The 11,423-nt window shown below is 70.7% G+C and carries 12 protein-coding genes; 10 read left to right on the top strand and 2 right to left on the bottom strand.

Going from position 1 to position 11,423, the window contains the following annotated elements; all coding sequences use genetic code 11:
- Window positions 1–301: 301 nt before the first annotated feature.
- From VGV13_19085 to VGV13_19105, 5 genes are all read left to right on the top strand, one after another.
- Window positions 302–553: an antitoxin, RHH family protein gene (locus VGV13_19085; GenBank protein ID HEV8643193.1), complete on the top strand. Its 252-nt coding sequence runs from the start codon at window positions 302–304 to the stop codon at window positions 551–553.
- On the top strand, window positions 554–850 hold the full coding sequence (locus VGV13_19090; GenBank protein HEV8643194.1) for a type II toxin-antitoxin system RelE/ParE family toxin: 297 nt from the start codon (window positions 554–556) through the stop codon (window positions 848–850).
- A gap of 113 nt (window positions 851–963) precedes the next feature.
- A complete protein-coding gene (locus VGV13_19095) occupies window positions 964–2,046 on the top strand; it encodes an LLM class flavin-dependent oxidoreductase (protein ID HEV8643195.1) in 1,083 nt (360 codons plus the stop codon).
- A 204-nt stretch (window positions 2,047–2,250) separates the two neighbouring features.
- Window positions 2,251–2,721 (top strand): (2Fe-2S)-binding protein, encoded by a 471-nt coding sequence (locus VGV13_19100; protein HEV8643196.1) that lies wholly within the window; start codon window positions 2,251–2,253, stop codon window positions 2,719–2,721.
- Window positions 2,718–4,952, top strand: coding sequence for a molybdopterin cofactor-binding domain-containing protein (locus tag VGV13_19105; protein HEV8643197.1), 2,235 nt, complete (start codon window positions 2,718–2,720; stop codon window positions 4,950–4,952). Before VGV13_19100 ends, VGV13_19105 begins: the two co-directional genes overlap by 4 nt.
- 99 nt (window positions 4,953–5,051) lie before the next feature.
- Here VGV13_19105 and VGV13_19110 read toward each other — a convergent pair whose 3' ends face one another.
- Complete coding sequence (locus VGV13_19110) at window positions 5,052–5,948, bottom strand: polysaccharide deacetylase (GenBank protein ID HEV8643198.1); 897 nt, start codon at window positions 5,946–5,948, stop codon at window positions 5,052–5,054.
- 120 nt (window positions 5,949–6,068) lie between these two features.
- Here VGV13_19110 and VGV13_19115 point away from each other — a divergent pair, with 120 nt between their 5' ends.
- Genes VGV13_19115 through VGV13_19130 form a run of 4 tightly spaced genes read left to right on the top strand, consistent with a single transcriptional unit; the run spans window position 6,069 to window position 9,645 of the window.
- Entirely contained in the window at window positions 6,069–7,076 is a 1,008-nt protein-coding gene (locus tag VGV13_19115) for a TRAP transporter substrate-binding protein (protein ID HEV8643199.1), read from the top strand.
- A 13-nt stretch (window positions 7,077–7,089) separates the two neighbouring features.
- On the top strand, window positions 7,090–7,584 hold the full coding sequence (locus VGV13_19120) for a TRAP transporter small permease subunit (protein HEV8643200.1): 495 nt from the start codon (window positions 7,090–7,092) through the stop codon (window positions 7,582–7,584).
- Complete coding sequence (locus tag VGV13_19125) at window positions 7,581–8,858, top strand: TRAP transporter large permease (GenBank protein ID HEV8643201.1); 1,278 nt, start codon at window positions 7,581–7,583, stop codon at window positions 8,856–8,858. The genes VGV13_19120 and VGV13_19125 overlap by 4 nt, the downstream gene beginning before the upstream one ends.
- A gap of 40 nt (window positions 8,859–8,898) precedes the next feature.
- Window positions 8,899–9,645 carry an SDR family oxidoreductase gene (locus VGV13_19130; GenBank protein ID HEV8643202.1) on the top strand — a complete coding sequence of 249 codons (747 nt, stop codon included), beginning with the start codon at window positions 8,899–8,901 and terminating at the stop codon, window positions 9,643–9,645.
- Between the two features lie 128 nt (window positions 9,646–9,773).
- On the opposite strand, the gene VGV13_19135 is transcribed toward VGV13_19130, so the two are convergent.
- On the bottom strand, window positions 9,774–10,682 hold the full coding sequence (locus tag VGV13_19135) for an NAD(P)-dependent oxidoreductase (protein ID HEV8643203.1): 909 nt from the start codon (window positions 10,680–10,682) through the stop codon (window positions 9,774–9,776).
- A gap of 40 nt (window positions 10,683–10,722) precedes the next feature.
- Between VGV13_19135 and VGV13_19140 the strand changes: the two genes are divergently transcribed.
- Window positions 10,723–11,196, top strand: coding sequence for a GAF domain-containing protein (locus VGV13_19140; GenBank protein HEV8643204.1), 474 nt, complete (start codon window positions 10,723–10,725; stop codon window positions 11,194–11,196).
- The last annotated feature ends 227 nt before the right edge of the window (window positions 11,197–11,423 follow it).

Genomic DNA, 11,423 nt, shown 5'->3' on the forward strand with positions numbered 1-11,423 from the left:
CTACGAGGCCTGCCTGAGTGGCGATGATGCGTTTCGCCGGGAACGGTTCTTGAAGACGGGGAAGGGTAAACGCTTCTTGCGCAACCGCCTCGCGTCGTTCCTGGCCAGATTTAGTACCAACAAGTTGGAACGGCACTAGGACCCGGGCTTGACGCGCGACTCCGACATGCACATCATGGAGCCGCCCGACCTTTTCGAGCGCTATCTCGTGATCTGGGACAACCGCGCCGGGAGCCGCCGCGTGGCGCGCTGAACGAGCGGCCCCTCACGGTGCGGCACTTGTGCTACACTGTCGCTCGTCATGCCTGCCAAGAACCCCAGAGTCAACGTGGTCCTCGAGCGGCCTGTGTACGTGACGCTGGCCCGCTTGGCGCGGCGGGACGGCACGTCGCTGTCCGTCAAGGCGCGTGATCTGCTGCGAGAGGCGCTGGAGAGCCACGAAGATCTCGTGCTGGCGAGTCTGGCGGAGTCACGGGAGAGGACCTTTGATCGGTCCCGAAGCCTGTCCCATCGCGAGGTCTGGAAGGCCGTCAGGAAGCGCCGGAGGCGCTGAGTGGCCTACCTCCTCCGCTACCACCCGGCGGTGGCCGAGGAGGATGTTCCTGGAATACCGCGCAATCTCCAAGCCCGGGTCGCACGCGCCCTCGAGTCCCGGCTCACCACCGCGCCGTGGCAGTATGGAGTCCCACTCCGGGGCTCTCTCAAGGGCTACTGGAAACTTCGAGCCGGGGACTACCGCGTCGTGTTCAAGGTCGTGGCCAGAGAGGTCTGGATCTTGACGATCCTGCACCGGAAAAGGGTGTACGAGAAGGCGGCCTCCCGGATCTCCTGGCGTCCCGGCGCCGGTTGATCCGGGTTTCGCTTGCTGAGCGGCCCGGGCTCGGTTACGGTCAACCGCGTGGCGAGGGCTCCCTCAGGAGAAGCGTCCTCAGGCCAGCCCTTGGGAGAGCTGAGGAGCCCGCCATGACCGCGCCCGTTCGTGTTCACCTGCGGGTCCCCGGGACCGCCCCGATGGCCGAGCTGATGGCGCTCGTCCAGCGCATCGAAGCCGCCGGCTTCGACGGCATCGGGATCCTCGACAGCCAGCTGCTGTGCCGCGATACGTTCGTCACCCTCGGACAGGTGGCCACCCACACGTCCCGGCTGGCGCTGTTCCCCGCGGTCACGAATCCCTTCACACGGCACGCGTCGGTGCTGGCCGGCGGGATCCAGACCGTCGAGGAGCTCGCCCCGGGCCGCGTGAAGTTCGTCATCGGCACCGGCTACACCTCCGCGAGCACCATCGGGCGCGCGCCGGCCACGCTGGCCGAGATGCGCACCTGCATCGCCACGGTGAAGGCGCTGCTCGCCGGCGACGCCGTGGATTTCAACGGCACCCCCGGGCGGCTGGCCTACGCCTCGGGGCGACCCATCCCGGTGCTGATGGCGGCGTCGGGACCACAGGCCATCGAGGTCGCCGGCGAGGTCGCCGACGGCGTGCTCCTGCTGGTGGGGTTCAACCCGGGCATCGTGGAGAGGGCCCTCGCGCATTTCGAGCGCGGCGCCCGGCGGGCCGGGCGCCGCCTGGAGGACCTCGAGATCGTCTGGGCCGTGCGGACGGGGACGGCCAGCACCACCGAGGAGGCCCGCCGAATGGCGCGTCCGATCGCCGTCCACTGGGGGATCCTGCGCTGGGGTGGCCACTGGCTCGAGCCCGCCGGGCTCCGCGTCCCGAAGCTCGAGATCCCGGACGCGGTGTGGAAAATCTATCCCGATCTCTCGCATGCCCACGACTGGGAGGCGGCCATCGCGGCGACCTCGTTCGTGCCGGACGACGTCGTCGCTCAGCTCTGCGAGGCGCTCGGCCTCATCGGGACGCCCGAGGACTGTGCCGGCCGGATCGTCGAGTTGACCAAGCTCGGCGTGCGGAATCTCTACCTGATGCCGTTCCAGACGTTCGTCGGACCCGAGCCGGAGGTCCGCGCGTTCCGCGACGTCGTCTTCCCGCGGCTCCGCGCGGCCGGTCTCCGCCAGGGGCCTCAGCGGGGAGGAGAGTCGCGGTCATGATCAGCACGTTCTCGTCGCTCTTCGCGGGACACGTGGATCTCGGGGACCCGCCGCGTTGACCAGGACGGACAGTGACCACCCCCCGCGCAGCCCGGCTGGCCCCCTTGACTTCCGTCCGCCACCCTCCTACAAGTACGGCCACGACCTGTCCGGGCTGCGGCGCGTGCAGGCCGTCAGCCCGCCCGCTACCGAAGGAGGATGGTCATGCCCTCCACCGTGACGCTCAGGGTCAACGGCACGACGCACTCGGTCACCGCGGAGCCTGACACCCCGCTGCTCTACGTCCTGCGCAACGATCTCGAGCTGAACGGCGCGAAGTTCGGCTGCGGCCTCGCCCAGTGCGGCGCCTGCACGGTCCTCGTCGACGGCAAGCCGCAGCGCTCGTGCGTGCTGCCCCTTTCCGCCGCAGCCCAGGGTCGCATCACCACGCTCGAGGGGCTCGGCGCGCTGGACCGGCTGCATGCGCTCCAGCGCGCCTTCATCGAGGAGCAGGCCCTCCAGTGTGGCTTCTGCGGCAACGGCATGCTCATGGCCGCCAGGGCCCTGCTCGACCGCACGCCGCGCCCGACCGAGGCGCAGATCAAGGACGCCCTGAACGGTAACCTCTGCCGCTGCGGCGCCCACAACCGCATCGTGCGCGCCGTGCAGCGCGCGGCGAAGGAGATGGCCGGATGAACGCCATCATGCGCCAATCCCGTCGCGAGTTCCTCGAGACCACGGGCGCCCTCGTCGTCGGCTTCACGCTGGCGCCGTCGCTCACCGCGCTGGCCCAGGACGCCAAGCCCGCCCCGTTGCCCGGGAGCCTCAACGCCAATCGCCTGCTCGACGCCTGGCTGCGCGTCAATCCGAACGGCACGGTGACCGTGTTCACCGGGAAGATCGAGCTCGGTCAGGGCATCGCCACCGCGCTGGCCCAGATCGCGGCCGACGAGCTCGATGTCGACTACCCGCGCATCGAGATGGTGACCGGCGACACATCGCGCACCCCGAACGAGGGGTTTACCGCCGGCAGCCTCTCCATGGAGCACAGCGGCACGGCCATCCGCTTCGCGTGCGCCGAAGCGCGCGACATCCTCCTCGGCCTGGCGGCCGACCGGCTCAAGACGCCGGCGAGCGAGCTCCGCGTCAGCGACGGCCGGGTCACCGGCCCCAACGGCGCGACCGCGACCTACTGGGAGCTCACCACCGAGAGCACGTTCAAGCGCGAGGCCACCGCGAAGGCGAAGCCCAAGCTCCCGTCCGAGCACAAGTGGGTGGGCCGGAGCGTCGTCCGCCGCGACCTGGCGCCGAAATGCACCGGGGGTCCGGCCTACGTGCACGACCTGCGCCTGCCCGGCATGGTCTTCGCCCGGGTCGTGCGCCCGCCGTCGCCGCGCGCCCAGCTCGTCGCCCTCGACGAGGCCCCGGTGCGCGCGATGCCCGGCGTCGTCGCCATCGTGCGCGATGGCAGCTTCCTCGCCGTCGCCGCCGAGCGCGAGGAGCAAGCCGTCAAGGCGATGCAGGAGCTCCGCAAGCGCGCCCGGTGGAAGGAAGCCCAGGACCTGCCGCCCGCCGGCGCGGCGCTCTTCGAGCACATGCGACGGCACATGACGGCGCGGGACCAGGTGGTGAGCGAGAAGACGTCGCCGGCGGCGGCGACCGCGGTCAAGCGCCTGGAGGCGACCTACACGCGGCCCTATCAATGCCACGCTTCGCTCGGCCCCTCCTGCGCGGTCGCCCAGATGCGGGACGGCCAGCTCACCGTGTGGACCCACAGCCAGGGCGTGTTCCCGCTGCGCGGCGACCTCGCGCGGGCGCTCGACATGGATCCCAAGCAGATCACCTGCATCCATCGGGAGGGCGCCGGCTGCTACGGCCACAACGGCGCCGACGACGTCGTCCTCGATGCGGCGCTGGTGGCCCGCGCCGCCAACGGCCGGCCGGTGAAGCTGCAGTGGATGCGCGAGGACGAGTTCATGTGGGAGCCGTTCGGCTCGGCGATGCTGATGAAGCTCTCGGGCGCGCTCGACGGGCAAGGCGCCATCGTCGATTGGGTGCACGAGGTGTGGAGCCACCCGCACACCACGCGCCCCGGCGGCCGCGACGGCGTTAATCTGGTCGCCGCCTGGCACCTGGCGACCCCCAAGCAGCCCCCCTTCCCCGCAGACGTCCCCCAGCCGGCCGGCGGCGCGGATCGGAACGCGATTCCGCTGTACGAGTTCCCCAGCCGGAGGATCGTCAAGCACTACCTGCCCGAGATGCCGCTGCGCACCTCGGCGCTCCGCACGCTGGGCGGGTACGCCAACGTGTTCGCGCTCGAGTCGTTCATGGACGAGCTGGCCCTGGCGGCGGACGCCGACCCGGTCGAGTTCCGTCTGCGTCACCTGCGGGATCCCCGGGCGCGCGCGGTCCTCGAGGCCGCGGCGCAGAAGGCGGGCTGGTCGCCGGGCCGGAAGGGCGACGGCTCGCGCGGCCGCGGCGTCGCCTTCGCCAGGTACAAGAACCTCGCATGCTACTGCGCGGTCATGGCCGACGTCGTCGTCAACCGGCGGACCGGGCAGGTGCGCGTGGCCCGGGCGGTGTCGGCGGTCGACGCGGGCCAGATCGTCAATCCCGAAGGCGTGATCAACCAGATCGAAGGCGGCATCGTGCAGTCGACGAGCTGGACGCTGAAGGAGGAGCTGCGCTTCGATCGCACCCGCGTCACGACGCGCAGCTGGGCCGATTACCCGATCCTGACGTTCAACGAGGTCCCGGCCGTCGAGGTGGTGCTGCTGAACCAGCCGAACGAACGCTTTCTCGGCGTGGGCGAGGGCTCCCAGGGTCCTGCCGCCGCCGCCATCGCCAACGCGTTCGCCAACGCCACGGGCCGGCGGATCCGCGACTTGCCGCTGACGCCCGACCGGGTGAAATCGGCGCTCACGTAGCGCTCCGCGCGCCGCCCGCGGCCTCGGACCAGGAGAAAGTCATGGCCACAGGTGGTGCCGATTGCGGCCAAGCTCTTGCTGGGCGCCGGCTAAGGGGGTCTAGGCTGTAGCTACACGCGAGGGGCGCGGATGGCGCCGCGCGAAGTCCTCGGCGATCGCCTCGAAGGTGACGAACCGCACCCCGGCGTGGCCCACCATGTGCCGGTGGAGCCGCTCCAGCATCAGCAGCGCCTGGGGCCGGCCGCAAACGTCGGGATGGATGGACATGGTGAAGACGGCCTCGTCGTGCTCGCGGTACACCCAGTCGAACTGGTCCCGCCACAGCTCCTCGAGGTGGCGGGGGTTCACGAAGCCGTGGCTGTTCGGCGCCTTCTTGATGAACATCATGGGGGGCAGGTCGTCGAGGTACCAGCTGGCGGGGATCTCGATGAGGGCGGTCGGACGGCCGCGGACGAGGGGATGCATCCAGGCGGCGGCGGGCTTCGAGTAGTCGACGTTGGTCCAGCGGTCCCCCACCCGGACGTAATAGGGCTGGAAGTCGTGGTGCATGAGGCTGTGGTCGTAGCGGATCCCGCGCGCGGTGAGGAGGTCGGCCGTGACCGGGCTGAACTCCCACCAGGGGGCGACGTACCCGCGCGGGGCCCGGCCCGACAGGGCGCCCACCAGCTCGATCGTCCGGTCGAGCACGGCCGCCTCCTGCTCGGGGCTCATGGCGCTCGGGTTCTCGTGGCTGTAGCCGTGGAGACCGACCTCGTGGCCGGCCTCGGCCACCATCCGCATCTCGGCCGGGAAGGTCTCGATGGAGTGGCCGGGGATGAACCAGGTCGTCTTGATCCCGAGGCGGTCGAAGAGGGTGAGCAGGCGCGGCGTCCCGATCTCGCCCGCGAAGAGCCCCCGGGAGATGTCGGCCACCGAGTCGTCGCCCCCGTAGGAGCCGAGCCAGCCGGCCACCGCATCGACGTCGACGCCGAACGCGCAGAGGATCTGCTTGGCCATGCTGCGCGTAGGTAGCACCGAAGTCTGCGGCGTGTCAACCGCCGGCCGCCTCCGCCGCCGTCATTGACAGGAGGCGACGGGGTGATTTATACGTGCACCACTTCCCAGGAGGGGTCGACCATGAAGAGTGCCGTCGCCCGATCGTTCGCCGCCGTCCTCGGCCTCGCCGTGCTGCTGGTGGCCGGCCCCGACGCCTCCGCCCAGCAGCTCAAGCTGCGGGCGAGCGGCTCCTTCCCCGCCGGCCACACCGGCAGCATCGCGATGGAAGTCTTCAAGTCGGAGGTCGCGAGACTGACGAAGGGCGCGGTCGCCGTCGAGCTGTTCCCCGGGAACGTGCTCGGGGGGGCCTTCGAGCAGGTCGACCAGGTCCGCACCGGCCAGATCCACATGTCGTGGGCGGGGCCGAGCTTCTACGACCGGCTCGTCCCCGAGTTCAACGCAGCCACCCTGCCCTTTGCGGCGAGCACGGCCAGCCAGGCGTTCTGCCAGATCGACTCCGAGCTGGGCACCTTCCTGGCCGAGCGGGCGTCCGAGAAGGGCGTCCTGGTGCTGGGGTGGGGCTCGAACGGGTTCCGCCACATCACCAACAACAAGCGGCCGATCAAGAAGGTGGACGACCTCAAGGGCCTGAAGATCCGGACGCCCTCCGGCGAGATCTTCTCCCTCGCCTTCCGCGCGGTCGGGGCCAACCCGACCCCCATCGACATCAAGGAGCTCTACCAGGCGCTCCAGCAGGGCGTGGTCGACGGGCAGGAGAACCCGTACGACAACATGTGGGTGCGCAAGTTCCACGAGGTCCAGAAGTACCTCTCGAACAGCGGCCACTTCTACGACTGGGTCGCCTACTTCATGCACAAGCCGACCTTCGACGCCTTGAAACCGGACCAGCAGAAGGCCGTCCGGGAGGCCATGTTCACGGCGGTGTCGTACCAGCGGGCGCTGGCCGAGCGCGAGAACAACGAGGCCCTCGGCAAGCTGGTCAAGGGCGGCATGAAATACGACGAACTGTCGAAGGAGGAGCTGGGCAAGTTCCGCGAGGCCGTCCGCCCCGTCTGGGACAGGATCCGGGAGCGGATCGGGAGCAAGGCGGTCGACCTGGCGGTGAAGGCCGTCAAGGAATGCAGCTGAGCCGCCTGACCGGGTGCTAGCCCTCTACGACCGCACCCTGTCCGCGGTCGACACCGTCTCGTCCTGGATCGTGATGGCGGCCATGGCCATCCTCACCGTCGTCGTCACGGTCCAGGTGTTCTTCCGCTACGTCCTGAACGAGTCGCTGGACTGGGGCTGGGACGTCCCCCGCCTCTGCTTCATCGTGACCGTCCTCCTCGCCATCCCCCTCGCCCTCGCCCGCAACGCCCACGTGGGGGTCGACATGGTGGTCGAGCTCCTGGGCCTCCGGCCGCGGCGGCTCATCTACCGGGCCAACGCCGTCCTCATGGCGGCCCTGATGCTCCTGGTCGCCTACTACGCGGTGGTGCTGGCCCATGCGACGTGGGACCAGCGGCTCCCGGGGCTCGACCTGAGCGTCGGCTTCTTCTACGTCGCCCTCTTCATCGCCGCCGTTCACAGCGTGCTCCACCTGGTGCGGTGGCTCCACCGGGGGGGGCCGCCGCCGCGGGTCGAGAGCGCGCCGTGATCACCGCGGTCACCGCCACCTTCTTCCTGCTCGCGCTCCTCGGCATGCCGCTCTCGTTCGTCCTCGGCATCGCCTCGGTGGTGGGCGTGCTGACGGTGGGGACGCCGCTCCTCCAGCTCCCCGGGAAGCTCGTCCACGCCATCGACTCCTTCCCGCTCATGGCCATCCCCCTCTTCACGCTCGGCGGCGAGCTGATGCTCCGGGCCGGCATCATGGAGCGGCTGTTCGACCTCGCCAACGCGGTGGTGGGCCGGATCCGCGGCGGCCTCGCCCACGTGACCATCATGGCCGAGATGATCGTGTCGATGATGACGGGGACGGCGGTGGGGGACGCCGCCGCCCTCGCCGGGATGCTGGGCCCCCCCCTCACCAAGGCCTACGGCCGCGAGTTCGCGGCCACCATCGTGGCCTCCGCCTCGACCCTCGGCCCCATCATCCCGCCCAGCGCCGCCGTGATCGTCTACGCCGTGATGGCGGGCGACGTCTCGGTGGCCGGCCTCTTCCTGGCCGGGTTCATTCCCGGCGCCATCATCGCCCTCGCCCTCATGGCCCTCTGCAGCTGGTTCGCCTACCGGCGGGGGTACCCGCTGGCCGGCGAGCCGTTCTCGCTCCGGCGCCTCGGGCACGAGGTCCGCCGCTCCTTCATCGTCCTCATGATGCCGGTGGTGGTCATCGGGGGGATCATCGTGGGCGCCTTCACCGCCACCGAGGGAGCCGCCATCTCCGTCGTCTACGCGATCGTCGTCGGCTTCTTCATCACCCGGAAGCTCAAGCTGCGCGACCTGCCCAAGGCGCTCCTGAACGCCGCCATCGTCACCGCGGTGGTGGGGGCGCTCATCGGCTTCGCCTCGATGGTGACCTACCTCTTCACCGCCGAGCTCCTCCCCCAGCGGATCACGGAGACGCTCCAGGGCCTGACGTCCAGCCCGCTGGGCTTCACCTTCCTCGTGATGGTGATGCTGATCGTGGTCGGCATGTTCCTGGAGTCGAACGCGGCCTACATCATGCTGGTGCCGCTCCTGGCGCCGGTCGCCCTCACCTACGGGCTCGACCCGATCTACTTCGGCTTCCTCTTCATCATCAACATCACGCTGGGCTCGCTGACGCCGCCGGTCGGCATCCTCCTGTTCGTCGTCGCGGCCCTCTGGGACCTGCCCCTCTCCCGGCTCATCGTCAACATCTGGCCGTTCATCCTCGTGACCTACGCCGGGCTCTTCCTCTGCATGCTGTTCCCACCGCTGGTCACGTTCCTCCCGCGGCTCTTCGGCTACTGACGGTGGCGTGCCGGGCCCGCGGACCGCTCGGTGTCGCCGGATGAGCTACGCCGACCACTTCGACTTCACGGGGCGTCGCGTCTGCGTGACAGGGGCGGCGAGCGGGATCGGGGCCGGCATGGCCCGGGCCTTCGCGGGCGTGGGCGCCACCGTGGTCCTCGCCGACGTCGACCGCGAGGGGCTCCAGGCGCTGGCCGGCAAGCTGGGCCCTCCGGCCGAGTGGCACCACTTCGACCAGGCGGACCTCGCCTCCATCGAGGGCCTGGTGCGCGCGGTCGGCCCCGTCGACGTGCTCCTCAACAACGCCGGGATCCTGCTCTACGAGCCCTTCCTCGACCTCACCTGGCCCGACCTCCGGCGGATCGTCGACGTCGATCTGGTGGGGCCCATCGCCCTCACCCGGCTCGTCGGCGAGGCCATGGTGCGGCGCAGGGCGGGCGTCATCCTCCACACCAGCTCGCAGCTCGTCTACAACGGGGCGGAGTTCCGCGCGGTCTACGCGGCCGCCAAGGCCGCCATCTCCCAGCTCGTCAAGACGGCGGCCCTCGAATGGGGACGCTCGGGGGTGCGGGTGAACGCGATCGCCCCCGGTCGCACGCTCACGAAGAGCAACCGGCACCTGCTCTCGGATCCGGTCGAGTACGCGAGGCACCTCGAGCGCATCCCCCTCGGCCGTTACGGGCAGCCGGAGGACATCGCCAACGTGGCCGTCTTCCTGGCCTCGGATGCGGCGGCCTACATCACCGGGCAGACGATCGTCGTGGACGGTGGATGGGTCCTGCCCTAGCGGTCTGTCGGCGAATTGCGCGGGCTCACTGCGGCCACTGCTCGCCGTTTCGCGCGCCGGCTCCGCCGGCGCAATCCCTTCCTGGGGGGAGGCCTCGGAGGGGGCCGTCGAGGCCCCCGCCGACTGAGCTAGCGCAGGGCGGCGGCGTAGGCGGCGATGCCCGCCTCCAGCTCGACCTTCGGCCGGTAGCCGAGGTCGCGGGCGGCGGCGCTGACGTCGAGGAGGCCGCACCGGTACTCGGACGGCTCCCGGGCGTCGTCGAAGTCGACGTCGACCGGCCCCACCACCCGCTTCACGGTCTCGGCCACCTCGCCCAGCGTGTGCTGGCGGCCCGGGCCGACGTTGTAGGCCCGCCGGGGCAGGGCGTCGGCGGCGAGCGCGAGCCCGATCGCGTCCACCACGTCGGTCACGTGGACGTACTGCCGCCGCGAACGCCACGAGTGGGGCAGCCGGGTGGGGCGCCGGGCGGCCGCGGCCTCCAGCAACTGGCGGATGAAGCATTCGGTCTCCCGCCCGGGACCATAGACGTGGGTGATGCGGAGGGCGACGGCGTCGACCCCGTGCTCGGCCGTGTAGGCGCCGAGGATCGCCTCCCCGGCCGCCTTGGAGGCGCCGTAGACCGTCGTCGGCCGGAGCGGCATCTCCTCGGTCACCACGGCGTCCGGCGGCGTCTCGCCGTAGGCCGAGATGGACGAGCAGAAGACGATCCGTCGGGGCCGGAGCTGCCGGGCCAGCTCGAGGACGTGGGCGGTGCCGCGGACGTTGGTCTCGCAGATCATGAACGGGTTGTCGCGCCCGACCATGAGCCCGGAGAGGCCCCCGCAGTGGACGATCGCGTCCAGCTCCCGTCCCCTCACCGCCGCGTGGAGGCGGTGCACGTCGTTGACGTCGGCCTCGTGAAAGGCGAAGGGCGCGCCCCCCGGCGGCGGCGGCCGCCGGTCGAGACCGATGACCGGCCGCCCGTCCGCGTGGAGGCCGGCGGCCACCCGATGTCCGATGAACCCGCTGGCGCCGGTGACGAGGATGATGGGCAGCATGGCGCTACTGTACCCCACATCCGGAAAGGCCCGAGCACCCATGAGATCGACGGCGGACGTGGTCGCGAGGCTCGAGGAGCTCGTCGCCGCCCTGTGGGAGGAGGTGGCGGCCTCCCGCGTGACCCTCCGGCTCGACGTGGCGGAGCGGGGCTTCGACGTCGACGACGTCGTGGCCGAGGCGCGGGGGGCGGGGGTGAAGTCGCTGCGCGGCGAGCGCTCGATCAACCAGCGCGCGTCACCGACGGTCGTGTGGATGGGCCGCGAGCGACGCCTGCTCGTCCAGAACGACCTCCGGGGCGCGACGCCGCCGGCGCCGGCCGCGCTCACCGAGGTGTACGGGACCACAGCCCAGATGCTAGGGCCGATCGTCCGGGACGACGGCCTCGTCGGCTGGATCTCGGTGCACCACAACGGGGGGCCCCGCGAGTGGCGCGCCTCCGACGTGGCCGCCGTCGAGCGCGCCGTCGCCGCCGTCCGAGACGAGCTCGACCGCGCGGGCGCGGCGGCGTCGTGACCGCCGCCGAGGGCGGCCGCTCCCAGGCTTGCCGCCCGGGTCCGGGATCGGCTAGTGCCGTTCCAACTTGTTGATACTAAATCTGTCCACGAACGACGTACACGGTGCCTTCCTAGGCGCGAATAGTTGGAACGGCACTAGGGTGACCGGCGGAGGTGGCCGCATGGCCGCGCTCTCCCTCCAGGCCTCGGCCTCCGCTACTCGTCTGCAGAGAGGAGTCCACCTGA

This window comes from Candidatus Methylomirabilota bacterium (genome assembly GCA_036001065.1).
In the GTDB taxonomy this organism is placed as follows: Bacteria; Methylomirabilota; Methylomirabilia; order Rokubacteriales; family CSP1-6; genus MNEF01.

Bases quoted from the DNA above. Each gene is read 5' to 3' on its own strand.
- VGV13_19100 (HEV8643196.1), top strand. From the start codon at position 2,251: ATGCCCTCCACCGTGACGCTCAGGGTCAACGGCACGACGCACTCGGTC.
- VGV13_19085 (HEV8643193.1), top strand. From the start codon at position 302: ATGCCTGCCAAGAACCCCAGAGTCAACGTGGTCCTCGAGCGGCCTGTG.
- VGV13_19110 (HEV8643198.1), bottom strand. From the start codon at position 5,948: ATGGCCAAGCAGATCCTCTGCGCGTTCGGCGTCGACGTCGATGCGGTG.
- VGV13_19140 (HEV8643204.1), top strand. From the start codon at position 10,723: ATGAGATCGACGGCGGACGTGGTCGCGAGGCTCGAGGAGCTCGTCGCC.
- VGV13_19095 (HEV8643195.1), top strand. From the start codon at position 964: ATGACCGCGCCCGTTCGTGTTCACCTGCGGGTCCCCGGGACCGCCCCG.
- VGV13_19105 (HEV8643197.1), top strand. From the start codon at position 2,718: ATGAACGCCATCATGCGCCAATCCCGTCGCGAGTTCCTCGAGACCACG.
- VGV13_19135 (HEV8643203.1), bottom strand. From the start codon at position 10,682: ATGCTGCCCATCATCCTCGTCACCGGCGCCAGCGGGTTCATCGGACAT.
- VGV13_19130 (HEV8643202.1), top strand. From the start codon at position 8,899: ATGAGCTACGCCGACCACTTCGACTTCACGGGGCGTCGCGTCTGCGTG.
- VGV13_19115 (HEV8643199.1), top strand. From the start codon at position 6,069: ATGAAGAGTGCCGTCGCCCGATCGTTCGCCGCCGTCCTCGGCCTCGCC.